The sequence below is a fragment of the Nocardia fodinahabitans genome, assembly GCF_052983615.1.
This window is the reverse complement of the sequence record NZ_JBRJJC010000001.1, coordinates 4,799,399-4,823,423: the sequence shown is the minus strand read 5'-3', so window position 1 is coordinate 4,823,423 and position 24,025 is coordinate 4,799,399. Positions and strand designations below refer to the sequence as shown.

The 24,025-nt window shown below is 70.1% G+C and carries 23 protein-coding genes and 1 pseudogene; 14 read left to right on the top strand and 10 right to left on the bottom strand.

The annotated features are described in order from the left end of the window. Position 1: 1 nt before the first annotated feature. Positions 2–751: an SWIM zinc finger family protein gene (locus tag NV348_RS22330; RefSeq protein WP_447148638.1), complete on the bottom strand. Its 750-nt coding sequence runs from the start codon at positions 749–751 to the stop codon at positions 2–4. After that, positions 751–3,576 carry a DEAD/DEAH box helicase gene (locus NV348_RS22325; RefSeq protein ID WP_447148637.1) on the bottom strand — a complete coding sequence of 942 codons (2,826 nt, stop codon included), beginning with the start codon at positions 3,574–3,576 and terminating at the stop codon, positions 751–753. Before NV348_RS22325 ends, NV348_RS22330 begins: the two co-directional genes overlap by 1 nt. Before the next feature lie 200 nt (positions 3,577–3,776). Here NV348_RS22325 and NV348_RS22320 point away from each other — a divergent pair, with 200 nt between their 5' ends. Both NV348_RS22320 and NV348_RS22315 read left to right on the top strand, forming a co-directional pair. After that, entirely contained in the window at positions 3,777–4,139 is a 363-nt protein-coding gene (locus NV348_RS22320; RefSeq protein ID WP_447148636.1) for a hypothetical protein, read from the top strand. Between the two features lie 45 nt (positions 4,140–4,184). Continuing rightward, on the top strand, positions 4,185–4,871 hold the full coding sequence (locus NV348_RS22315) for an HNH endonuclease family protein (protein ID WP_447148635.1): 687 nt from the start codon (positions 4,185–4,187) through the stop codon (positions 4,869–4,871). Positions 4,872–4,933: 62 nt separating this feature from the next. Here NV348_RS22315 and NV348_RS22310 read toward each other — a convergent pair whose 3' ends face one another. Then, positions 4,934–5,752 (bottom strand): sulfurtransferase, encoded by an 819-nt coding sequence (locus tag NV348_RS22310; RefSeq protein ID WP_447148634.1) that lies wholly within the window; start codon positions 5,750–5,752, stop codon positions 4,934–4,936. Between the two features lie 232 nt (positions 5,753–5,984). On the opposite strand from NV348_RS22310, the gene NV348_RS22305 reads away from it, so the two are divergent. After that, a complete protein-coding gene (locus NV348_RS22305) occupies positions 5,985–7,190 on the top strand; it encodes a benzoate/H(+) symporter BenE family transporter (protein WP_447148633.1) in 1,206 nt (401 codons plus the stop codon). Between the two features lie 18 nt (positions 7,191–7,208). Here the strand turns inward: NV348_RS22305 and NV348_RS22300 are convergent, their stop codons facing one another. From NV348_RS22300 to NV348_RS22290, 3 genes are all read right to left on the bottom strand, one after another. Continuing rightward, positions 7,209–7,502, bottom strand: a complete 294-nt coding sequence (locus NV348_RS22300; protein ID WP_447148632.1) for a HigA family addiction module antitoxin — start codon at positions 7,500–7,502, stop codon at positions 7,209–7,211. 13 nt (positions 7,503–7,515) lie between these two features. Then, the gene (locus tag NV348_RS22295) at positions 7,516–7,797 is read right to left on the bottom strand and encodes a type II toxin-antitoxin system RelE/ParE family toxin (RefSeq protein ID WP_447151121.1); all 282 of its coding nucleotides are present in this window, start codon (positions 7,795–7,797) and stop codon (positions 7,516–7,518) included. A gap of 66 nt (positions 7,798–7,863) precedes the next feature. Next, a complete protein-coding gene (locus tag NV348_RS22290; protein ID WP_447148631.1) occupies positions 7,864–8,358 on the bottom strand; it encodes an Lrp/AsnC family transcriptional regulator in 495 nt (164 codons plus the stop codon). A gap of 170 nt (positions 8,359–8,528) precedes the next feature. Here NV348_RS22290 and pdhA point away from each other — a divergent pair, with 170 nt between their 5' ends. The 6 genes from pdhA (at position 8,529) to NV348_RS22260 (ending at position 14,436) form a co-directional block, all read left to right on the top strand. Further along, positions 8,529–9,611 carry a pyruvate dehydrogenase (acetyl-transferring) E1 component subunit alpha gene (gene pdhA / locus NV348_RS22285; RefSeq protein ID WP_447148630.1) on the top strand — a complete coding sequence of 361 codons (1,083 nt, stop codon included), beginning with the start codon at positions 8,529–8,531 and terminating at the stop codon, positions 9,609–9,611. Then, complete coding sequence (locus NV348_RS22280; RefSeq protein WP_447148629.1) at positions 9,608–10,582, top strand: alpha-ketoacid dehydrogenase subunit beta; 975 nt, start codon at positions 9,608–9,610, stop codon at positions 10,580–10,582. Before pdhA ends, NV348_RS22280 begins: the two co-directional genes overlap by 4 nt. Continuing rightward, a complete protein-coding gene (locus NV348_RS22275; RefSeq protein WP_447148628.1) occupies positions 10,582–11,928 on the top strand; it encodes a dihydrolipoamide acetyltransferase family protein in 1,347 nt (448 codons plus the stop codon). The genes NV348_RS22280 and NV348_RS22275 overlap by 1 nt, the downstream gene beginning before the upstream one ends. A gap of 76 nt (positions 11,929–12,004) precedes the next feature. Next, complete coding sequence (locus NV348_RS22270) at positions 12,005–13,369, top strand: uracil-xanthine permease family protein (RefSeq protein WP_447148627.1); 1,365 nt, start codon at positions 12,005–12,007, stop codon at positions 13,367–13,369. 84 nt (positions 13,370–13,453) lie between these two features. Continuing rightward, positions 13,454–13,609, top strand: a complete 156-nt coding sequence (locus NV348_RS22265; protein WP_447148626.1) for a hypothetical protein — start codon at positions 13,454–13,456, stop codon at positions 13,607–13,609. A 23-nt stretch (positions 13,610–13,632) separates the two neighbouring features. Beyond that, entirely contained in the window at positions 13,633–14,436 is an 804-nt protein-coding gene (locus NV348_RS22260) for an SDR family oxidoreductase (RefSeq protein ID WP_447148625.1), read from the top strand. Between the two features lie 101 nt (positions 14,437–14,537). Here the strand turns inward: NV348_RS22260 and NV348_RS22255 are convergent, their stop codons facing one another. Together NV348_RS22255 and NV348_RS22250 are read right to left on the bottom strand one after the other, a co-directional pair. Next, entirely contained in the window at positions 14,538–14,972 is a 435-nt protein-coding gene (locus NV348_RS22255) for an acyl-CoA thioesterase (protein ID WP_447151120.1), read from the bottom strand. A gap of 53 nt (positions 14,973–15,025) precedes the next feature. Next, the gene (locus tag NV348_RS22250) at positions 15,026–15,976 is read right to left on the bottom strand and encodes an AraC family transcriptional regulator (RefSeq protein ID WP_447148624.1); all 951 of its coding nucleotides are present in this window, start codon (positions 15,974–15,976) and stop codon (positions 15,026–15,028) included. Positions 15,977–16,057: 81 nt separating this feature from the next. Here NV348_RS22250 and NV348_RS22245 point away from each other — a divergent pair, with 81 nt between their 5' ends. After that, on the top strand, positions 16,058–16,903 hold the full coding sequence (locus NV348_RS22245) for an NAD(P)H-binding protein (RefSeq protein WP_447148623.1): 846 nt from the start codon (positions 16,058–16,060) through the stop codon (positions 16,901–16,903). 95 nt (positions 16,904–16,998) lie between these two features. Then, on the top strand, positions 16,999–18,354 hold the full coding sequence (locus tag NV348_RS22240) for an MFS transporter (protein WP_447148622.1): 1,356 nt from the start codon (positions 16,999–17,001) through the stop codon (positions 18,352–18,354). Here NV348_RS22240 and NV348_RS22235 read toward each other — a convergent pair. Beyond that, positions 18,344–20,043: pseudogene (locus NV348_RS22235) on the bottom strand (nitroreductase family deazaflavin-dependent oxidoreductase). The gene NV348_RS22240 and the pseudogene NV348_RS22235 overlap by 11 nt on opposite strands. Before the next feature lie 105 nt (positions 20,044–20,148). Between NV348_RS22235 and NV348_RS22230 the strand changes: the two are divergent. Beyond that, positions 20,149–20,712, top strand: a complete 564-nt coding sequence (locus NV348_RS22230) for a TetR/AcrR family transcriptional regulator (RefSeq protein WP_447148621.1) — start codon at positions 20,149–20,151, stop codon at positions 20,710–20,712. Positions 20,713–20,715: 3 nt separating this feature from the next. Here NV348_RS22230 and NV348_RS22225 read toward each other — a convergent pair whose 3' ends face one another. Then, a complete protein-coding gene (locus NV348_RS22225) occupies positions 20,716–21,870 on the bottom strand; it encodes a DUF5925 domain-containing protein (protein WP_447148620.1) in 1,155 nt (384 codons plus the stop codon). A gap of 109 nt (positions 21,871–21,979) precedes the next feature. On the opposite strand from NV348_RS22225, the gene NV348_RS22220 reads away from it, so the two are divergent. Continuing rightward, positions 21,980–23,557: an MFS transporter gene (locus NV348_RS22220; RefSeq protein ID WP_447148619.1), complete on the top strand. Its 1,578-nt coding sequence runs from the start codon at positions 21,980–21,982 to the stop codon at positions 23,555–23,557. A gap of 121 nt (positions 23,558–23,678) precedes the next feature. Then, positions 23,679–23,915: a hypothetical protein gene (locus NV348_RS22215; protein ID WP_447148618.1), complete on the top strand. Its 237-nt coding sequence runs from the start codon at positions 23,679–23,681 to the stop codon at positions 23,913–23,915. Positions 23,916–24,025 lie beyond the last annotated feature (110 nt).

Sequence of the window (24,025 nt, the reverse complement as noted above, 5' to 3'; positions counted from 1 at the left end):
CTCAGCTGTCGAATTCCTGGTACAGCGAACGTAATTCGCGCAGCCCGGTGGCCGCGGTCTGTTCGTCCTCGGTGGACATGCGCAGGGCGCGGCGCAGCGGGATCGGGTCGAGGTCGTCGAGGACGGCGTGGAATTCGATGCGGGGAAGTTCGGGAAGGTTCAGGTCGTCGCCGTAGGGGTCGCCGGATTCGGTGGTGCGGGTGGACTTCTCGACGCCACCGATGAGGGTGTCCAGGTCGAGGCCGCGCAGGGTGAGGATCTCGCCGGGCTGCTCGTCGAGACGTTCGGCGAGCAGGTAGCAGACCGCGGCGACGTGTTTGCACGGCCAGCCCATATCCGGGCAGCTACAGGAGAAGTCCAGTTCGGATGCCGTGGTGGGCAGCAGGTGCGGGCCGAGCGCGGGCGGCAGTGCGCCGGAGGCGATCTCGGCGAGCATGCCGGGCGCCTCCCTGATCTCGGCGAGCAACAGGTCGATTTCCTCCGCGCGCAGCGGCCGGATCGCCAGCACCGAGGTGAACGGGCTGGGCTGGCTGCCCTGCACCTCGGCGGTGACGGCGCCGCGTTCGATCCGGTAGTTCACCACCTGGCCGGCCCTGGCGTAGGTGCGACCGCGCGAGAGTCTGCCCGCGTCGGCGACCTGCTCCACCGCGTCCAGCAGGGACCTGCCCCACCAGGTCCGGCCGAAGCCGCCGCGCGCCTTGGCGCCGCCGGTGACCGGCCTGCGCGGGCCGAACTGACTGAAATCGGTCACTAGTCACCCACCGCCTCGGCGCCGAGGGTGAACAGTTCGCGCAGTTCGTCGGTACTCAGCTCGGTGATCCAGTTCTCGCCCGCGCCGACGGCCAGCTCGGCCAATTGCTTCTTCCCGCTGATCATCTCGTCGATCCGCTCCTCGATGGTGTCGACGCAGACCAGCTTGCGGACCTGCACCGCGCGCTGCTGGCCGATCCGGAACGCGCGGTCGGTGGCCTGGTTCTCCACCGCCGGATTCCACCAGCGGTCCAGGTGGATCACGTGATTGGCGGCGGTGAGGTTGAGCCCGGTGCCGCCAGCCTTGAGCGAGAGCAGCATCAGCGGCGGCCCGTTCTCCGTCTGGAACCCGGTCACCATCTCGTCGCGGCCCTTCTTGGACACCCCACCGTGCAGGAACGGGATGGGGGTGCCGAAGCGTTCGGTGAGGAACGGCAGCACCAGATCGCCGAATTCCCGGAACTGAGTGAACAGCAGCGCCTTCTCGCCGTCGGCGACGACCGCGTCGAGGACGTCCTCTACCAGGGCGAGCTTGCCGGAGCGGTGGCTGCCGCGGCGCAGGATCGGCGAACCGTCACCGAGGTAGTGCGCGGGGTGATTACAGACCTGTTTGAGCCTGGTCAGCGCGCCGAGCACCGCGCCCTTGCGCGCCATGCCCTTCGCGTCCTTCAGTTTGGCCAGCATGTCGTCGACCACCGCCTGGTAGAGCGCGGCCTGCTCGACGGTGAGGTTGGCCCGCACCGTCATCTCCAGCTTCTCCGGCAGATCGCTGATGACGGCCGGATCGGTTTTGAGCCTGCGCAGCACGAACGGGTCGGTGATCAACCGCAACCGGTCGACCGCCCGCTGATCGCGTTCGCGTTCGATCGGCACGGCGAACTTGGCCCGGAACGACTGCGGGCTGCCGAGCAGCTTCGGCATGGCGAAGTCGAACAGCGCGCGCAGTTCCTCGAGGCGGTTCTCCACGGGGGTTCCGGTGAGCGCCAGCCGATGCCGCGCGGGCAGGGCGCGCGCCGCCCGTGCTTGGCGGGTGGCGGCGTTCTTGATGTGCTGGGCCTCATCGAGCACGATCCGCTCCCACCGCTGTTCGCCGAGCAGGGTCGCGTCGCGGGCCAGCAGGGCGTAGGTCGTCACCACGAGGTCCGAATCCGCCACGGCGGCGGCGAATTCCGCCCCGGTGAGGCGTCCTGGGCCGTGGTGGACGAGAACCCGCAGATCGGGGGTGAAACGTTGCGCTTCCCGCTGCCAGTTACCGACCACCGACATCGGGCACACCAGCAGGGAGGGGCCGACCCGATCCAGCGCATCGGCCGGTCCGGTGCCGACCGCGGTGGACTCGCGTTCGTGGGCCAGCAATGCCAGCACCTGCACCGTTTTACCCAAGCCCATGTCGTCGGCCAGGATCGCGCCGCAGTTGAGCCGGCTCATTGTGGCCAGCCAGCTCAGGCCGCGTTCCTGGTAGGGCCGCAGCTCGGCTTTCAGGCCCACCGGCACCGGCACCGGCTCGGGTTCGCCTTCCCTGGCGAACAATTCGGCCGCCCAGCCGACGGCGGTGACCTCGGTGACCGGCACATCGTCGACGCGTTCGGCCGCGAGTTCCCCGATCATGTCGGCCAGGGTGATCGGGCTGTCGTCGGCGTGCAGCGCCACATACCGCGCGGCTGCGGCCAGTACCCGATGATCGGCCTGCACCCATTCCCCGCGCAGCTGCACGAGATCGGACTTGCTGCGGATCAGCCGCTCCATCTCGGCCTCGGTCAGCACCAGGTCGCCGAGCGCCAATTCCCAACGGTAGGAAAGTAATCCACTCAGGCCGACCGTGGTCTCGGCGGCGGCCGGGCTGCTCACCCGCAGCCGCATACTCGGCTCGGCGATGTTCCAGGCCCGTGGCAGCAGCAGGCGGATACCGGCCTCCTGCAAGGCGTGCGCACCGTGCGCGACCAGGTCGGCGACGACCGCGGTGGGCAGCAGCAGGTCGAGCCCGCGCGGGTCCGTGGGCAGGTCACGCAGGCGTGGATACGCCTTGCGCGCGTGGCCGAGTTTCTCCGCCGCGGTTCGGACGAGGACCGGGTCATCGTCGAGGACAACGGGTTTGGGCGCATCGTCGACCGGGCGCAGGCAGACCTGCAATCGCCACAGCGCCACCGATTCGTCGGCGGCGCCGAACTCGCCGTCGGGTTCGCACAGGCGCAGTACGAGTTCCGGTTCGTCGGCGGCGTAGCCTGCCCGCCACTGGCCCAGCGTCTCCGCCAGCCGGTAGGAGCCCGCCTCGAGCGGGGTGTCACCGATCAGCGCCCGCAGCATCGGGTGCGTCAGCGTGCGGTGCGCGAGGTACTCGCGCGCGATCGGGTCGGTGAGCTCGGTGACGAGGTCGTCCAGCACGGCCGACGGCGACCCGGCGACGCGCAGCGCGGCGGGCATCGCGGCGGCCAGCTCGGCCAGCCAGGCCCGCTGCCGCTGCCCCCCGACCAGCCGCCAGCGCACCCACCACTGGCCGTCGGCCCGCTCGACCTGCGGCACCACTCGCCCCGCCCGCACCCACCGTTCGACGCCACGGGCGACATGGCCGAGGAACCGCAGATCGCCGGAGATGTGCTCGCGCCCGAGTCTGCTGCGCAGCACGACGGCCGCCGTCGGCGGCGCGAGCGCGTGCGCGCGCACCTCGGCGGTACCGGACTGCCCCGCGGCATCGACGACGAGCACCTCGGCGCGATGCCGGAACCTGGCGCGTTCGAGGATGTCGCCGAGCACCGAGCCCACGGCCACCGGCTCCCCGTCGTGCCACAGCAGCAGGCCCGACCCGGGGGACCACAGACCGTGCAGCATGGGCTCCATCCAAGCAGTCGGCACCGACAACCGGCGCGGCGCCTCCTCCCCCTGGATTTCTCGCCGATCCCGGAACATACTTGGATATCCCCTGGTCATGGGCCGGACCATCCACCGGCGACAACTACATAACGACCCAGGCGAACCGGGCTCGCTCCGGCTCGGCCGATGAACCCCTTGTATGCGTGTGGAGGGCAGTGATGACGATTCTGCTCCAGGTTCTCGAGCAGAGCTATACCCCGACAACCCCGTGGGAACGGCGCAAATTCACTTTCATCGACACCGGAAAGATCGTCGGCATGCGCTTGGACGGCCAATCCGGTGTGTGGCTCGACCTGTCCCGACCTGGCGAATCCCAGCGTCTGGCCAACACGGTCGATCCACGCGAGTCGATCACCTTCCTGTTGACCGTGTTCGCCAAGATCGCCGAATGCGAGGACCGCGGCGGGTCCTGGCTGGTCGGCCACGACGGCACACACGTGTCCTCGATCGCCGCGACGCGGTTCCCACCGAACTCCAGTGAAGTCGCCGCCGACGACATCCTCGCCCGCGCCTGGCTCTGACCCCGCGCGGGTTGTTGTCGGTGCCTCCGGCTACAACCTGCAGGTATGCGGACATGGGCGCGGCTGCTGGTGATGGTGCTCGCGGTCGCGGGCTGTGGCGTTCTCACCCCGGATGAACCGGTCACCCCGGCACCCGGCAGTCCCACGCGTGCCGAGGTGACGGCACTGCTCGAGCGGGTGCGGGTGATCGCGGCCCGCCCCCGCCCCGGCGGCTACGAGCGCGGCTGCAAGGCGGGTCAGGCGTGTGTGTTCGGCGCCGCCTGGTCCGACGACACCGATGCCCCCGGCGGCCACGACGGCTGCGATACGCGCAACAACGTCCTCGCCACCCAGCTGCGCGGGGTGGTGCTGCGCGGCCGCTGTGTCGTCGTCGAGGGCGTCCTCACCGACCCCTACACCGGCACCGACATCACCTTCCGCAAGTCCGACGGCGGCCGCGTCCAGGTCGACCACGTCTATCCGCTGGCCGCCGCCTGGGACATGGGCGCCGCCGGGTGGCCGCCCGACCGGCGCCTGCGCTTCGCCAACGACCTGTCGGTGAACCTGCTGGCCACCGGCGCCGCCACCAACCAGTCCAAAGGCGACGACACCCCCGCCGACTGGCTCCCCCCGGCCCGCGCCAACCACTGCTTCTACGCCGCCAAGTACCTCACCGTCGCCGTCGACTACGACCTCCCGATCACCGCCGCCGACAACGCCGCCCTCCACGACATCGCCCGTGGCTGCCCGTGAACGGTCGTCTCGGGTGCTACCGCACGGTCGCACTCCTGGCCGATGGCTGAAGCGACGCTCGATCAGGCGCCGGTCGCGACCGGGCGCTTCGGGTCGTTGGACCACTGCGACCAGGAGCCCGGGTACAGCGCGGCCGGGATGCCCGCGACGGCGAGGGCCGCGATCTGGTGGGCGGCGGTGACGCCGGAGCCGCAGTACACGGCGACCGGGCCGTCGCCGAAGGCGGCGAAGCGGGCGCGCAAGGTGTCGGCGGCGTGGAAACGTCCGGTGTCGTCGAGGTTGTCGGCGGTCGGGGCGCTCACCGCGCCGGGGATGTGCCCGGCCTGGGGATCGACCGGCTCCACCTCACCGCGATAGCGTTCGCCCGCGCGGGCATCGAGGAGCACGCCGGACCAGCCTGCCGCGGCGTCGGCGTCGATCACCGGGAGACCACCGGGGCGGACCACCAGGTCACCGGCGTCCGGGTCCGGCTCGGCGCCGGTGGTGAGCTCGCCGTCCGCGGCGATCCAGGCGGGCAGGCCGCCGTCCAGGATGCGGACGTCCGCGACGCCGGCCCAGCGCAGCAGCCACCAGGCCCTGGCCGCGGCCATCCCGCCGGTCGCGTCGTAGACCACCACCGGCTCGCCGTTGCCCAGTCCCCAACTGCGCGCGCACTTCTCGAAGGTGCCCGGATCGGGGAGCGGGTGACGGCCGCGCGCGGGTGCGGGCGCGGCGGCGAGTTCGGTCTCCAGGTCGACGAAGACCGCACCCGGGATGTGCCCGTCGAGGTAGTGCTGCGGGCCGTTCGGATCACCGAGCGCCCACCGCACATCGAGCAGATGGATCTTCTTGTCCGCCAGCTCTTCCCGGAGTTCCTCCGGGGAGATCAACACCGCGCCCACTGCCACTCCTCACCGCCGTTGCCACTGCCGAAACCCCCCGCTGTCACCCTACGCAGCACGCGCGGCTCACCGGTGCCGAACCTGACTCCGACCTCACCCGTGAGGTCCGTCGTCGCAGCGCGAGCCGACTCCCGTCATCGCGAACTGGACCTGTCCGGGCGAAGGGCCGATCAGGCCACTTTCCCGGTACTGGCAGGCGACAGCGGCTGCGCGGACGGGCAATATCGGCACAATGTCGCAGGTCACCACCACCACACCCGATGAGGTCACCGAGCCGCGGGCGGGGATCGCGCAGCCGCTCGGCGCGGGCGCGATCACCGCACTGGTCGGGTTCACCAGTTCGTTCGCGGTGGTGCTCAGTGGTTTGCGGGCGGTGGGCGCGAGTCCGGCGCAGGCGGCATCCGGGCTGATGATCCTGTGTTTCACGCAGGGCATCGGCATCCTGCTGCTCAGCTTCCGGTACCGGATTCCGATCACCCTGGCCTGGTCGACACCGGGTGCGGCGCTGCTGGCGAGCACCGGGCTGGTGGCCGGTGGCTGGCCCGGCGCGGTGGCGGCGTTCGCGGTGACCGGCGTGCTCATCGTCATCACCGGGCTGTGGCAGCGACTCGGGTCGCTGGTGGCGGCGATCCCGGTGCCGATCGCACAGGCGATGCTCGCCGGTGTGCTCGTCCCGCTGTGTCTGGCGCCGGTCAAGGCGCTGCACACCGCCCCCGCCGTGGTGGTGCCGGTCATCCTGGTGTGGCTGGTGTTGCAGCGGTACGCGCCGAAGTGGGCGGTGCTGGTCGCCTTCGTCACCGCGGCGATCGGCACCGGCGTCGATATCGCGGTCCGCGACCGCCACCTCGATCTCGCCGCCATGGTCCCGACTGTGGAATGGACGGCGCCGCACTGGCATTGGCAGGCGATCGTCGGCATCGCGGTGCCCCTCTACATCGTCACGATGGCCTCGCAGAACATCCCCGGTGTCGCGGTGATGCGCTCGTTCGACTACCAGGTCCCGTGGCGCGCGTCGATGCTCGTCACCGGAATCGGCACCATCGCCGGCGCCGCGGCAGGCGGCCACGCGATCAACCTCGCCGCCATCAGCGCCGCGCTGTCCGCCGCCCCCAGCGCGAGCCCCGACCCGAAACGCCGCTGGATCGCCGCCGCCACCGCGGGCGCCGCCTACCTGATCCTCGGCCTCGCCTCGGCCGCCCTGGTCACCCTGATCGCCGCCGCCCCGGCAGGCACCCTCGAAACCGTCGCGGGCCTGGCTCTCCTGGCCACCCTCGCCGCCGCTCTCACCGGCGCCCTCACCGACCCCGACGACCGGATGGCAGGCCTGGTCACCTTTCTCGTAGCCGCCTCCGGCACCACCCTTTTCGGCATCGGCGGCGCCTTCTGGGCCCTCGCCGCCGGCCTCCTCGTCCGCCGCTTCCTCCCCTCGGGCAAGTAGCGCCCTGCGGACAGGTCGCTACGCCACCCGCAACGGCTGGATCGCCGCCAACGCCTCGCCGATCGCGTCACGTTCGATCTCCAGGTCGTGGCGATTCTGCAGGTTCAACCAGAAGAGATCGCTCGTGCCGAAGTACCGGCCGAGCCGCAGGGCCGTGTCGGCCGTGATCCGTCGCTTCCCGTGCACGATCTCGTTGATCCTGCGCGGTGGCACCCCGATTGCCACGGCGACTCGGTGCTGGGTGATTCCGAGCGGCTCGATGAAGTCCTCCATCAGCACCTCGCCCGGATGTACCGGAGCCAGCTTGCCCATCTCGTCACCTCCTTCAGTGGTAGTCCACGATTTCCACACCCTCGGGACCAGCATCGGTCCACACGAAGCAGATTCGCCACTGATCATTTACCCGAATACTGTACTGCCCCTTGCGATTTCCTTTCAGAACCTCCAGCCGGTTGCCCGGTGGTACACGAAGCTCCCCCAGGGATACCACCGCATCCAGGATCGCGAGCTTCCGCAACGCCACCCGGACGATCCGGGAGTCGAACTTCGCTACGTACTCACGACGCCACAAACGCTCGGTGTCCCGGTCTCCGAATGACCTGATCACCATCCAAGCATAACGCATTGCGTTAATAACGATGCGCGTCATGTGCATTACCCCGGCGCAGCTTGCTCAATTCGGGCCGGCGAGGCGGTCGAGAAGGGGGCCGGTGCGGGGACCGACCAGTTCGCGCATGACGAGGGCCATGTTGGTGCGTTCCACGCCGGGGATCTTGAGGATCTGGCCGGCGATGCGGTAGAGATCGTCGGCGTCGCGGGCGACGATGCGGACGGTGAGATCGGTGGAACCGGTCATGCCGCAGACCTCGGTGACCTCGGGGACATCGGCCAGTTCGTCGACGACGGAGTCGAGTTGATGCTGGTCGACGACCACCGCGACGAAGGCCGCCAGGGGGTAGCCGAGGGCGCGTGGCTCGACGCGTCGCTCGAAGCTGCCCAGCACGCCGCCGTTGTCCCAGCGGGCCAACCGAGCCTGGACGGTGTTGCGGGACAAGCCGAGGCGGGCGGCCAGCTCGACGCCGGTGGCCCGGGGATTGGCGATCAGCTCGCGCAGCAGCCGGGCGTCGGTGGCGTCCAGTGTCACGGCGTCGGGTTCGCGACTGGTCATACAACGCAGTATGACACCGTGCGACGGGTCCGGACCATGCATTCTGCTCATTCCCGTGTCGGCCACTTGCGCAGTCGGCTTTATCGTGGATGCTGAGTGATACACATCGCACTCAGCGATTGTCGTACTTGCATCGGCCCACAAGGCGCGGTGGTGAGGAGGCGATCTCGATGTCGGAGAAACAGACCTACCCGGTCCAGTTGGTGCAACCGGACGGCAGGCGGGTGTTCGATCGCGAACACGCCGCGCTGGTCGCCGACATCGGTGCCGAACGGTTGCGGCAGCTCTATCAGGATCTGGTCGTGACCCGCCGGATCGACGTCGAGGCCACCGCCCTGCAACGACAGGGACAGCTCGGCCTGTGGCCACCACTGCTCGGCCAGGAGGCCGCCCAGGTGGGCTCGGCACACGCCCTGCACCCCGACGACTATGTGTTCTGCTCCTACCGCGAGACCGCGGTGGCCTACGTCCGCGGCGTCGCGCCCGAGCAGCTGACCACCCTGTGGCGCGGCGCCGCCCACCACTGCTGGGACCCGGACGAGGTCAACATGACCAACGCCAACATCGTCGTCGGTTCCCAGGGCCTGCACGCCACCGGCTACGCCTACGCCGCCCACCTCGACGGCGCCGATATCGCCACCATCGCCTACTTCGGCGACGGCGCGACCAGCCAGGGCGACATCGCCGAAGCGCTCGGTTTCGCCGCGACCTGGAGCGCACCGGTGGTCTTCTTCTGCCAGAACAACCAGTGGGCGATCAGCGAACCGGTGACGGTGCAGAGCCACGTGCCGCTGGTGCGCCGGGCCGACGGCTACGGCATCCCGGGCGTGCAGGTCGACGGCAACGATGTGCTGGCCGTGCTCGCCGTCACCCGCCAGGCGGTGGAGCGGGCCCGCACCGGCGGCGGCCCGACCTTCATCGAGGCGATGACGTACCGGATGGGCCCGCACACCACCGCCGACGACCCGTCGCGGTACCGCACCGCCGCCGACACCGAATACTGGGAACACCGCGACCCGATCGAGCGCATCCGCCTGCTGCTCGTCCGCGAGGGCCACCTCGACCCGGAGTTCGCCCGCCAGGTCGCCGACACCGCCGACGACGTCGCCCGCCGCGTGCGCACCGCGACGCTGGCGATGCCCGACCCCGACCCGGAGCGCATGTTCGACCACGTCTACGCGACCGAGCACCCACTGATCACCGAAGAGGCACAGCAGTTCTCGGCCTACCTCGCCGAAGGAGCGCAGTCATGATCACCACCTTCGCCGCCGCCCTCAACACCGGCCTGCGCCGCGCCATGGAAGACGACGCGAAGGTGGTCCTGCTCGGCGAGGACATCGGCAGGCTCGGTGGCGTGTTCCGGGTGACCGACACCCTGCAGAAGGATTTCGGCGACAACCGCGTCATCGATACCCCGCTGGCCGAATCCGGCATCGTCGGAACGGCTTTCGGCATGGCCCTGCGCGGCTACCGGCCGGTGGTGGAGATCCAGTTCGACGGCTTCGTCTATCCCGCCTTCGACCAGATCGTCTCCCAGGTCGCCAAGATCCATTACCGCACCGGCGGCAAGGTGAAGGCGCCGTTGACGATTCGCATTCCGTTCGGCGGTGGCATCGGCGCGGTCGAGCACCATTCGGAGTCACCGGAGGTGTATTTCGCGCACACCGCGGGTCTGCGGGTGGTCTCGCCGAGCACCCCGGCCGACGCGTATTCGATGATCCGCCAGGCCATCGCACTCGATGATCCGGTGGTGTTCTTCGAACCGAAACGTCGCTATTGGGATAAATCCGACGTAGATTTCGACGGCGAACCGGATCTGCCGCTGCATCGGGCCAGGGTGTGCACGCGCGGCGCCGACGCGACCGTGGTCGCCTACGGCGGCACCGTCGCCACCGCACTGACAGCGGCGAAGATCGCGGCCGAGGAAGGACATTCGCTGGAGGTGATCGATCTGCGCAGTCTCTCGCCGATCGACGTCGACACGATCGCCGAATCGGTCGACAAGACCGGCCGCCTGATCATCGTGCACGAGGCGCCGGTGTTCGCCGGGCTCGGCGCCGAGATCGCGGCCAGGATCACCGAACGCTGCTTCTATCACCTCGAGGCGCCGGTGCTGCGCGTCGGTGGCTACGACATCCCCTACCCCCCGGCTAAGCTCGAAAAGCACCACCTGCCCGACCCCGACCGCATTCTGGCGGCGGTCGATCGCTGTCTAGCCGCGTGATGAAAGGTGCCTCAGTGCCGGAACAAGCCGCCGACGACGGTCATGTTCTCGAATTCCGCCTGCCCGATCTGGGCGAGGGCCTCGCCGACGGTGACCTGGTGTCCTGGGCCGTCGCCGTCGGCGACACGGTGGAACTGAACCAGACCATCGCGGAGGTGGAGACCGCCAAGGCCGTCGTCGCGCTGCCGTCGCCGTTCTCCGGGGTGGTGGTCGAGCTGCTGGCCCAGCCGGGCGACACCGTCCCGGTCGGCGCGCCGCTGATCCGGGTGCGCAACGATCTCGAGGTCACCGCGCCGCCAACCGCGGAGTCCGTCAGCCGTAACGACGTGCTGGTCGGCTACGGCCCGGAAGCCGAATCCACTTCGCGCAGGCGCACTTCCACCCCCGCGGCCGCGATGGCAGCGAGCACGCCGAGTACCCATCGCGCGGCGGCCACGCCCGCGGCGCGCAAGCTGGCCAAGGAACTCGGCATCGATCTCTGGTTCGTCGCGGGATCGGGACCCGAAGGCGCGGTCACCGTAGAGGACGTGCGCTCGGCCGTTCCGGTCACGGCGCCGCGCACACCGGCGCGCCTCGGCGAGACCACGCCCGCCCCGGTCGCCGGGCATTCCGGCGACGCCGACGACGGGCTGATCGAGCCGACGGCCCGCGAGCAGCGCACCCCCATCACCGGCGTCCGCAAGCGCACCGCCGCGGCGATGCAGGCCAGTTCCCGCACGATCCCGCAGGCCAGCACCTTCGTCACCGTCGACTGCACCGCCTCGATGGAGCTGCTCGATCACCTGCGCACGACGAAATCCTTCGAGGGGCTCACCCTCACGCCGCTGGCGCTGGTGGCCAAGGCGGTGCTGGCCGCGATCGCGGAGCATCCGGGGATCAACGCCGCCTGGGACGAGCAGAACCAGGAGATCGTCACCAAGCATTACGTGAACCTGGGGATCGCGGTCGCCGCCGAGCGCGGGCTGCTGGTGCCGAATCTCAAGGAGGCGCAGTCGCTGAGTCTGCGCGAGCTGTGCCGGGAGATCAGCTGGTCGGCCGAGACGGCCCGCTCGGGCAACGCCACACCCGCCGATCTGCGCGGCGGCACCTTCACCATCACCAATGTCGGGGTGTTCGGCGTCGACACCGGGGTGCCGCTGGTCAATCCGGGCGAGGCCGCGATCCTGTGCCTCGGTTCGATCCGCAAGCGGCCGTGGGTGTTCCGCGACGAACTGGCCGTGCGCTGGGTGACCACACTGGGCCTGAGCTTCGATCACCGGATGGTCGACGGCGAGCTCGGCGCCCGCTTCCTGGCAACCACCGCCGGCTTCCTCGAGGACCCGTTGACGCTGCTCAGCCGCGTCTGAGCGATATACCCGACCCGTCACACCGCCGAAACACGACGCGCATCGGCGGTAAAAATGGCGGGCTACAAACAGGTGCATGAGCGAGTTACATCCCGTCGACACCCGGCTGCCGTTCGTGCGGCAGCTGGTGTTCGGCATCCAGCACGTCTTGATCATGTACACGGGATGTATCACCGTGCCGCTGGTGTTCGGCGCGGCCGCGGGACTCGACCGGTCGACGATCGGACTGCTGATCAGCGCCGATCTGCTGGTCGCCGGGATCATCACGCTGGTACAGAGCCTCGGCGTCGGCAAGCTGGCGGGCGCGCGGCTGCCGATCGTGTGCGGCGCGACCTTCGTCGGCCTGAATCCGATGATCCTGATCGCCAAGGAGTACGGCCTCGACGCCGTCTACGGGTCGATGCTGATCGGCGGTGTGGTCGGTATCGCGCTGGCCTGGCCGTTCGCCCGGGTGGTGCGATTCTTCCCGCCGCTGGTCACCGGCACCGTGCTGACGGTGGTCGGTGTGTCGCTGATCGGGGTCGCCGGGGGCCTGATCATCGGCACCGACCCGAAGTCGCCGAGCTTCGCCTCGCCATCGAACATCGGGCTGGCCGCGGTCGTCGTGCTCATCGCGGTCGGGTTCGTCTGCCTCGGGCGCGGGGTGTGGTCGCAGCTGGGCGTGCTCATCGCGCTGGTCGCCGGGATCGCGATCGCGCTGCCGATGGGCCTGGTGCAGACCACGGGCATCGGCACCGCGGACTGGATCGGCATTCCGCAGCCGTTCCACTTCGGCGCGCCGCAGTTCCCGGTGACCGCGGTGGTGGCGATGAGCATCGTCATGGCCGTGGTGTTCGCCGAGTCGACGGCCAGCATGCTCGCGATCAGCGAGATCACCGGCAAGCCGATCGGCAAGGGCGATCTGGCGCGCGGCCTGGTCGGTGACGGACTCTCGGGTGTCCTGGGCGGCGTCTTCACCGCCTTCGTCGACACGATCTTCAACCAGAACGTCGGCGCGGTGGCGGCGACGCGGATCTACAGCCGGTACGTGACCGCGGTGAGCGGCGCGATCCTGATGGTCCTCGGACTGGTGCCACGGATCGGCGAGGTCGTCGCGGCGATCCCGAAGCCGGTGGTCGGCGGTGTCGGGCTGGTGCTGTTCGCGACGGTCGCGGTGGTCGGCGTCAACACGCTGCGCCAGGCCGACCTGCTCGACCGGGTGAACGCGACCATCGCCGCCACCGCGATCGGCATCGGTCTGCTGCCCGAGCTGACCAGCGGCATGTTCACCAAGTTCCCGACCTCGGCGCAGATCCTGCTCGACAGCGGCGTCACGCTGGGCGCGGGTGCCGCGTTCCTGCTGAACCTGATCTTCAATCACACTCGCCTGGGCGCCATGGCCCGCGCCGCGCTCGCCCCGGCCGAACCGGTGGCACCGCAGCCGGCGGCGGTCACCACCTGACAGCGGACGCGACACCACGACTCGGCCTATCCTCGACGCGACGGCACCGCGTCGGGGACGGGCCGAATTCGTCAGGCGGGCACCATGATCGAGATCAGCATCATTGCGACCGCGGCCGCGCGAGTCGACGCCCTGCGCCCCGCGTGGCGGCCCGATCTCGTGCCGGGAGTGACCACCGCCGTCCTGCTCCGGGCGATCGAGCGCATCACCGTGGTGGCGGAATTCCCCGCCGGGCGGTGACGGCCGCCGGTTAGGGTGCGGACATGGAGATTGCAGGCAAGGTCGGCATCGTTACCGGCGCGGGCGGCGGCATCGGCGCCGCGCTCGCCCATCGGCTCGTCGCGGGCGGTGCGCAGGTCGTCGTCGCCGACATCGACGCGGACACCGCGGCGAAGGTAGCGGGTGAGCTGGGCGCGAACGCGGTCGCGGTCGGCGGTGACGTGACCGACGAGCAGGTGATCGCCGAGCTCATCGCGGCCGCGGAACGCTCGTTCGGTCCGGTCGATCTGTTCTTCGCGAACGCGGGCATCGGCGGCGGACCCGGGCTGGAGAGCACCGAGGACCAGTGGTCGGCGGCGCTCGAGGTGAACGTGATGGCGCATGTGCGCGCCGCGCGCCTGCTCGTCCCCGGCTGGGTCGAGCGCGGCGGCGGGTACTTCGTCTCGACCGCGTCGGCGGCCGGGCTGCTCACCCAGATCGGCTCGGCGCCCTACTCGGTGACCAAGCACGCGGCCGTCGGCTTCGCCGAATGGCTCTCGGTCACCTACGGCGACCAGGGTGTCCGGGTGAGCTGCCTGTGCCCGATGGGCGTGGACACCCGGCTGCTCAGCGGCGACCTGATCCCCGACGCGCCGGAGGCGGCCGCGCTGGCGGTCAAGGCCGTGACGACGGCGGGCGCGGTGCTCTCGACCGAGGAGGTCGCCGAGACGGTGATCGAGGCGATGGCCGCCGAGCACTTCCTGATCCTGCCGCACCAGGAGGTGCTGCAGATGTACCGCAACAAGGGCTCCGACTACGACCGGTGGATTTCCGGCATGCGCCGGTTCCAGACGATGCTGCGCGGGTGAGCGCCGGAATCGATCGCTCGGTCCCTGCCACGATGATCGATAGCCGCCGGTCACGATCCGCTGATCGGCGCAGGGTCGGCGTCATCGCCTCCTGAGCGCGGCTACTCGGTGACGAGTTCGGCCGCGGCGGTCCGGACGACCTCCGGGATCGCCACCGGTTTGCGGGTGTCGGCGTCGACGTAGACGTGCACGAAATCGCCCGTCGCGGCCAGCTCGAGTCCCGCCTCGGTCTCCTTGAAGATCGCCAGGTCGTAGGTGATGCTCGACGTGCCGAGGCGGGCGATGCGCAGGCCGACCCGCAACTGGTCGGGGAAGCTCACCGAGCCGTGGAACCGGCACGCGGTCTGGGCGACGACGCCCAGGGCGGGCAGCGCGGTGATGTCCATGCCGGTGGCGCGCATCAGCCAGGCGTTCACCGCGGTGTCGAAGTAGGAGTAGTAGGTCACGTTGTTCACGTGGCCGTACTGGTCGTTGTCGGCCCACCGGGTCGGCATCGGCCACAGGACGGGATAGCTCACGCTGCCATCATGCAGCATGCGCGGGCGGCCGCCATGGTCACGCTCCGCTACCGCCTCGGGCCGCTGAGCGCTCATGCCGAAGACGACAGCGCGGCCGCGTTCCCCTGCCGGTGGTCGCGCGGGCTCACCCCGAAGTGCCGTTTGAACGCGGTGCTGAGCGCGAAGGCGCTGCCGTAGCCGACCTGGTGGGCGATGGCCTCGACCGTCGCGTCGGACTCGGCCAGCAGGTCGGCGGCCAGCGACAGCCGCCATTCGGTCAGGAAGGTCATCGGCGGCTCGCCGACCAGCTCGGTGAACCGGCGGGCCAGCGCGGCCCGCGACATCCCGACCGCCTCGGCCAGCGCGACCACCGTCCACGGGTGGGCCGGGTTGTGCTGGAGCAGGCGCAGGGCCTTGCCGACCAGCGGGTCGCTGTAGGCGTGATACCAGGCGGGGGCGTCGTCGCGGGCGAACCAGACGCGCAGGGCGGCGATGAGCAGCAGGTCGAGCAGGCGATCCAGCACCGCGGTCTGGGCGGGCAGGTCCTTGGTGGCCTCGTCGACGAGCAGATCGAGCAGGCGGGTGTCGAGATCACCGCGCGGCAGCACCGCGACCTGCGGCAATGCCCGCAGCAGCCGCCTGCTCACCGCGCCCGCCGATTCGTAGGTGCCGGTGACCATCAGCGTCTCGCCGTCGGCGTCGGTGCCCCACTGCCGGACGCCGAGACTCAGTGTCTCGCACAGGATCTCACCATCCGGCGTGGTGGTGACCTGGCCCGGCTGGATGATGATCTGCGGTTCGGTCGCCGGATCGTCGGCCACCGTATACGGCTGCGGCCCACGGAATACCGCGACATCGCCCGCGCGGAGCTGCCGCGGCGGCTGGGAATCGGTACTGACCCAGGCCTTTCCACGGATCATCGCGAGCACCGTCAACGGCGCCTCGTCCTGGATCCGCAGTGACCACGGCGGGTTCAGCAGCGAGCACATCAGGAACGCACCGCGAGCACGCGGCCCTTCGAGCAGTCCGGCCAACGCATCCACGTCGTCCACAGTAGACGACCGCGTATGTTCGCGAGCGGTACGACGATGTTGCCCGCGGCCGCCGCCCGATGTACTTATCTCATGACAAACACCACTTCTCACCAGCAGCTTTTCCTCGTCACCGGCGGCACCGGCAAGACCGGCGGCCGGGTCGCGGCACTCCTCGCGGCCGCGGGCCACCAGGTCCGGATCGGCTCGCGCACCGCCCCGATCCCGTTCGACTGGACCGACCGGGCCACCTGGGCTCCGGCCCTGGCGGGCGTCGACTCGGTCTACCTGTCCTACCAGCCGGATCTCGCCGTTCCGGGCGCGCCGGATGTCATCCGCGCGTTCACCGCGGCCGCGCGGGCGGCAGGCGTGCGATCGGTGGTGCTGTTGTCGGGGCGCGGTGAGCCCGAGGCGCGCGAATGCGAAGTGATCGTGGAGAATTCGGGCCTGGCCTGGACCGTGGTGCGCAGCGCCTTCTTCGCGGAGAACTTCAGCGAGGGCGCCTTCCTCCCCGATGTGCTCGCCGGCGCGGTGGCCCTGCCCAACGGCGATGTGCCCGAACCGTTCGCGCATGCCGACGACATCGCCGAGGTCGCGGTGGCCGCGCTCACCGATCCCCGGCACGCGGGCGAGATCTACGAGATCACCGGCGCGCGGGCGCTGACGTTCGCCGACGCTGTGGGCGAGATCGCCGCGGCTACCGGCCGCGAGATCGCGTTCATCCCGGTCTCGCGCCCGGAATTCGTCGCGGCACTGAGCGAATACCAGGTCCCCGACGACGTGATCAGCCTGCTCGACTACCTCTTCGGCACCATCCTCGACGGCCGCAACACCGCGACCGCCGACGGCGTCCAGCGCGCACTCGGCCGCGCGCCCCGTGATTTCACCGAGTACGCCAAGGCCGCCGCCGCCACCGGAATCTGGACGCCCCAGGAATGATCCGGGCCATGGATCACCACGTGCCGAGAACCATCGGCACGTGGTGATCTCGGTCCTGCCCATGTCCGATACCTGTCGCGGGTACCGTCGAATCGGTGACGGCAGCGACGATCGACCGCGAGCTCCGGTTGGCCAGGGCCGCGGTCTTCTCCGTATTCACGCTGAACGGGTTCCTGCTGGCCATGTGGGTGGTCCACATTCCGGCGATCACCGATCGGACCGGGGTGTCGTCCTCGCTGCTCGGGATGTTCGTGTTGCTGCTGGCGGGGGCCGCGATCGTGGGGATGCGGCTCGCGGGCCCGGCGGCCGATCGGTTCGGCAGCCGCACGCTCGTCGCGGTGGCCGCGACCGCCATCTCGGTGACGGTGCTCGGTCCCGCGCTGGCGACGGGCCCGGTGACGCTGGCGATCGCGCTGGCCTGTTTCGGGCTCGGCAACGGCGCGCTCGACGTCTCGATGAATACCCAGGCGGTGCACGTCGAACGGGCCTATCACCGGCCGATCATGTCGGCGTTCCACGCCATGTTCTCCGGCGGCGGGTTCGCGGGCGCGCTGGTCGGCGCCGCCACTCAGCGCCTCGGCTGGTCCCCGCAGCTGACGCTGACGATCGCGGGGATCGCGGGACTCGCCGTCACCGCCGCGCTCGTGCCGCACCTGATTCCGCACCACCGGCCCGACACCGGCTCGCGGCCGGAGCACTACGACGACGCGGTCGCCGACCCCGACCGGACGCACGAAGCGGACGCCGGTAACTCCGACCGTGCCTACCCGGCCGAGTCGGTGACCCGCGACGGGCGCCCGGACATCGGCCCGCCCGTGCGCGCCGAACCGGCGGGCGCCGATGCCACCCGATCGACAATCGCGTCGTCGGGCCCGGCTACCGAGCCGACGCAAGGACAGCACGCCCACGCGCGCACCCGAAAGGTGCTCTCCCTCGGCGTGATCGCTTTCGTCCTGCTGCTCGCCGAAGGCGTCGCGGGCGACTGGAGCGCGCTCCAGGTGCGCGAACACCTGCACGTGTCCGAGTCCGCAGCCGCACTCGCGTTCGGCGCCTTCTCCGCGACCATGACGCTGGGCCGGTTCCTGGCCGACCGGGTGGCCGGGGCCATCGGCCCGGTCGCCATCGTGCGCTACGGCAGCCTGCTCGCCGGGGCCGGTTTCGCGGTGGTCATGGCGTCGCCGTGGTTGCCGCTCACCCTGGCGGGCTGGGCGATGTGCGGCCTCGGCCTCGCCGGCGGCGTGCCCCAGATCTTCACCGCCGCAGGCAATCTCGGTGGCACGACGGCCGCCACCGATATGTCGCGGGTTTTCACCATCGGCTATCTGGGACTGCTCGCCGGGCCCGCGATGATCGGCTGGCTGACCGCGCTCGTCCCGCTCACCGCGGCGCTGGCCGTGCCGCTCGTGCTCACCCTGGCCTGTGCCGCGCGGGCCGAGGTCGTCAGTCGGTGAAGGTGATCCGGACCGAGATCGGTGTGGTCTGCAACGCGCGGAAGGTCGCCGCGGTCAGCCCGGCGAACACCGGATTCGGCGCGAAGCTGCGCGCCCGCGCGACGACGTCGTCGGCCGGACGCAACTCCGCGATCCCGGTGCGCCACCGATTGCCCTGGCGGACCCGGACTTTCGGCTCGGCGCCGATATTGGCCGCCCAGCCCGACCTGGTCCCGTGCTGGCTGATCACCCACGCGCCGGTGTCGTCGAACGACACCGACACCGGGACCACCCTGGCCTGTCCGGACTTGCGGCCGGTCGTCTCCAGCTCGGTAGCGAACGAGGTACGGACGCCGATCCGGCTCAAGGCGCGGACGGCCGGATTGGCGAGATAGCGCCCGACCGCGCGTTCGAACTCGAACTTGCGCAGGGCCGGGTCCTTGGCCGGTTGGGTCACGGTCGAACTCCTTCTGCTCCGGAACGCGTCGACACCATGGTGTTTCAGCATGGCCGCCGCCGTGAGCCACGGCGCGCGGTCGGGATCGGGGTCGGCGCCCGCGCCGACGCGATGCAGCTGGTCGGTGTGCCACTGCAGGTCGAGGGCACCCTCGAGACTCTTGACATTGGGCAGCGCGGCCACCCGCGCCGGCAGGCCGAGCGAGATGCTGGGCGAGTGCAGGCGCTCGATGCGCTGATGCAGGATCTGTGCCGCCGCGCCGGGATCGACGGCGCTGGGCCGCCCGAGGCCGACCACATCGCACTCCCCCGACTCGACCGCGTCGAGCATGGCGAGGCGGGACCGGAAGCCGCCGGTGACGGCCAGCGGCACCGATCCCGCGGCCGCCCGCACCGACCGCGCGTACCGAGGAAGTACGCCTCGCGGGCCGCGGTGCTCGCCGAACGGGCCACCGGCCTGCCCATCATGGCGGGCGATTCGTAACTGCCGCCGCTGATCTCGATCAGATCGAGTCGTTCGCCGGCGAGGCGCCGCACCACCGCGCGCGACTCGTCCTCGGTGAAGCCGCCGCGCTGGAAGTCCGCGGAGTTGAGCTTGATCGCGACCGCGAACGACGACGACACCTCGGCCCGGATCGCGCGGACCAGCTCGACCACGAACCGCGCCCGCCGATCGGGGTCACCACCCCAGCGGTCGTCGCGCCGATTGGCCAGCGGCGAGAGGAATTGCGAGACGAGATACCCGTGCGCGCCGTGGATCTGCACGCCGTCGAAGCCCGCCCGCTCGGCGATCCGCGCGGTGGTGGCGAAGCGGTGCACGATGTCGACGATCTCGGCGTCGGTGAGCGCGCGCGGCGCGGGGATGCCGGGCAGGCCGAGGCCGATCGCCGACGGCGCCACCGGCTGGGCCTTGGTCATCAGCGGATTCGCCTGGCGCCCGGGGTGATTGATCTGCATCCAGACCCGGGCGCCTGCCCCGGTCGCGTGGGCCGACCAGCGGCGCAGGTCGTCGAGGTGGCGCTCGTCCTCGACGACGACATTGCCCGGTTCGCCGAGATGGTCGCGGTCGACCATGACGTTGCCGGTCACCACCAGGCCGAAGCCGCCGGTTCCCCACCGGCGGTAGAGCCGGTCGAGACGTTCGTCGGGCCCGGCCTCCGGATTGCCGAGGCCCTCGCTCAGCGCGGCCTTCATCAGCCGGTTGCCGAGCACCTGGCCGCACGGCAGGGCGAGCGGGTCGCTCAGGGCTGTCATCGTCGGCTCCTCCACGGATCGCGCGCACTACACCGATCGGTGTACTTGCTCGAACGGTAGTACACCGATCGGTATACTTCAATCGAACCGACCGAAAGGACGCCGATGGCCGCACGCGACGGACTCGTGCAGAGCGCGATCGACCTGGTCCGCCGCAATGGCGTGACCGGGACCGGAGTCGCGCAGCTGCTCGACCACAGCGGGCTCTCCCGCCGGACGATCTACCTGAACTTCCCCGGCGGCAAATCCGAGCTGATCACCGAGGCCACCCGGGTCGCCGGGCGGTCGATGACCGCACTCATCGAGACGTTCAGCGCCGACGCCGAGCCGGAGACGACCATCGCCTCGTTCGCCGACGCGTGGAAGCACGTCGTCGAGTCCAGCGGCTTCCTGGCCGGCTGCCCGATCGTCGCCGCGGCACTCGGCCGCTCGGAATCCCCCGCCGCCGCCGACGCCGCGGGCGAGGCCTTCACGGACTGGGAAAACGCGCTGGAGACACGGCTGCGCGCGGAGAACATCGCCCCCGACACCGCCCGATCACTGGCGACGACGGTCATCGCCACCATCGAGGGCGCGGTGGTGATGTCGCTCGCCAAGCACAGCACCGAGCCACTCGACCGAGTCGGCGCTCACCTCACCGAGCTGATCAGGGCCCACACTCCGGCGTGACCGTCACAGGTACATGCCGACTTCGGTCGCGTCCGGAGTGACGGACTGGATCTGGATCTCGCCGTCGCGGCGGGCGACCAGCTCCGCGAGGGTCGCGCCCTCGCGGCCGATCGGGGCACCCGGCGGACAGCCCTGCGCGGTGAGCCAGTCGCGTGCCTCGGTGGGTGACAAGCGACCGACCTCGATCTGGGCCAGGCAGCGGCCGGGGCGCACGACGGCGGGGTGCAGGCGGGACAGGTCTTCATTGGTGGTGACCGCGATCAGCACATTGCGGCCCTGGCCGAGCATGCCGTCGGTGAGGTTGAGCAGGCGCGACAGCTTCTGTCCCGCAGCCTCTTTCGCCTCGCCGCGGATGAGTTCGTCGCAGTCCTCCAGCACCAGCAGGCGCCAGCGGCTGCCGTCATCGCCGTCGGCGCCCGCGGCGACCTCCATGAGATAGCCGGGATTGCTGAACAGTTCTTCGGGATCGACGACGCAGTCGACCTGACACCACGACGACCACGCCCGCGCGAGCGCGCGCAGCGCGGTGGTCTTGCCGGTGCCCGGCTCGCCGTGCAGCAGCACCAGCCTGCCCCTGATCTCGGCGACCTCGAGCGCCATCAGCCGATCCATACTCGCCGAGACCGGCGCGGCGTAGTTGCCGCGGATCTCCGGCCACGCGGGCGCGCTGATCTGGCGACGCCTGCGCAACGGCCGCCGGACATCCATATGCCAGAAGCCCATCTCCACGGTGGCACCGGCACCCGGCGGCTGCACGGCGTCGGCCGTGGCGCCGGCCAGCACGGTGACGGCGAGTTCGTCGCTGACCGCGGTCACCTCGACCGTGGCCGACCCGCCCGCCCAGCGCACCGCCCGCAGCGACCAGCCCTCGCCTTCGACCAGCATGGCGCTGCTGTCGTCGTCGGCCACCGAGCGCACGATCCGCGAGTCGGCGGGCCGCAGCGGCGCGTCGGGCCGCACCCGGTCCAGGTGTGCCTGCCGGGCGAAGGACTGGTCACCCCGCAGGAACGGCGCGAGCGCCAGCGCGTCGATGGCGTCGCGGGTCGAGTAGGTGGAGTCGATGGCCGCCGACCACGGAAACCGCTCGCCCGGATCGTCCGGCTGACGCGGCGGATCGACGAGCCTGAGCTGTTCATTACGTGTGGACACCGCGCCCATCCTCGCGGCACCGCCCCGGCAATGTCCAATGACTTCTGGGCGGGCAGACCGGCCGCGGCGCCGAAAAACGCCTGGCACGCGCGGTCGATTCGTCGGTAACGTCGCTGTCGTGACGTCCACGCAGAGTGAGCAGGCCGCAGACGAACCAACCACCACGGCCGGGCTCAGGGAGTGGATAGGGCTGGCGGTGCTCGCGCTGCCGACGCTGCTGATCTCGATGGATCTGAGCGTCCTCTACCTCGCCATCCCGAGCATCAGCGAAGCGCTGCAACCGAGCAGTTCCCAGCTGCTCTGGATCCTGGACATCTACGGCTTCCTGGTCGCCGGATTCCTGATCACCATGGGCACCCTCGGTGACCGGATCGGCAGACGCAAGCTGCTGATGATCGGCGCGCTCGCGTTCGGTGCCGCCTCGATCGTCGCCGCGTACTCCACCAGCGCGAACATGCTGATCGGCACCCGGGCGCTGCTCGGCATCGCGGGCGCGACCCTGATGCCGTCGACCCTGGCGCTGATCCGCAACATGTTCCACGACGACCGCCAGCGCACCACCGCGATCAGCGTGTGGATGACCAGCTTCATGATCGGCATGGTGATCGGTCCACTGGTCGGCGGGGCGATGCTGGAGAACTTCTGGTGGGGCTCGGTGTTCCTGGTCGCGGTGCCGGCGATGGTGCTGCTGCTGGTGACCGGACCGATGCTGCTGCCCGAGTACAAGGACCCGAATCCGGGCAAGCTCGACGTCGCGAGCGCGGTGTTGTCGCTGCTGTCGGTGATGGCCGTCATCTACGGCATCAAGGAGCTGGCCAAGGACGGCTGGGCGGTCGACGCGATCGCCGTACTGGTGGCCGGTCTGGTGCTGGGCACGGTGTTCGTGCTGCGGCAGCGACGACTGACCGATCCGCTGATCGACCTGCAACTGTTCGGCAATGTGCGGTTCAGTGGTTCGCTGGTCGCGCTGATGGTCGCCATGCTCGCCATGGGCGGGCTGTTCCTGCTGCTGTCGCAGTATCTCCAGCTGGTGCTCGGGCTGTCGGCCTTCGAGGCCGGGCTGTGGACGGTGCCGCAGGCCGCGGCGATGGTCGTGGCCGCCGGTGTGGTGAGCGCCCTCGCGCCGCGGATGCGACCCGCGTACCTGATGGCGGGCGGCCTGGTGATCGCCATGGCCGGGTACGCGATGTTCACCCAGCTCTCCGGGGCCGACGACCTCGCGCTGATCGTCACCGGCATGGTGGTGTTCTCCCTCGGGCTGAGCCCGATGTTCGTCCTCGGCCTCGATCTGATCGTCGGCGCGGTCGACCCGGCCCGCGCCGGCGCCGCGTCCGCGATCTCCGAGACCGGCCAGGAACTCTCGGCCGCGCTCAGTGTCGCCGTGATCGGCAGCATCGGTACCGCCGTCTACCGCGGCCAGATGGCCGGGAACCTGCCGACCGGCCTGCCCACCGAGGTCGCCAACGCCGCCGAGGACACCCTGGCCGGCGCCCTCCAGGTCGCCGCCACCCTCCCCGAAGCCCTCGGCGCCGAACTCACCACCATCGCCCGCCAGGCCTACACCCATGCCCTCCAGGTGAATTCCCTCGTCGGTATCGGCCTCACCGCCGTCGCCGCCGTTCTGGTCATGGTGCTGCTCCGCCACATCCCCGCCCCGAGCGAGAAGACCCAGGCCACAGACGCCGACGTGAGCTGATGCCGAACCTCGGGACCGCCGACATCGAGGTCCTTCGCGCCAACTGGCAGATCATGGCGGTCGATGCTGAGCGTAAACAGATCCTTGACATCACCCACGCCCGTAAAGGTAACCTTGACAGGTGGAGATCCTGGCATCGGCCCGAAAACATGGTGTGGCCGACGCGGATATTCTCCACGCCTGGGAGAACGCTCTCCGGTACGTCGAACTCGAGATGTACGGCGAGGATCGCATACTGGTCCTCGGTCCAGACCGTGCCGGGCGGATGCTCGAATTGATCGCCGTTCCTCCGAACGGCCCAGTCCGAATCATCCACGCCGACAACATGAGAGCCAAGTTCCACGAGTATTTGAGGTGATGCCGATATGTCGATGACGAAGAAAGGTATGCAGGCCAAGCGTGCTGGCCACACCAGACTGCCAGCAACAGGACTACTCGGGTCCGCGGTGACACCGCGGCGCCCAACTC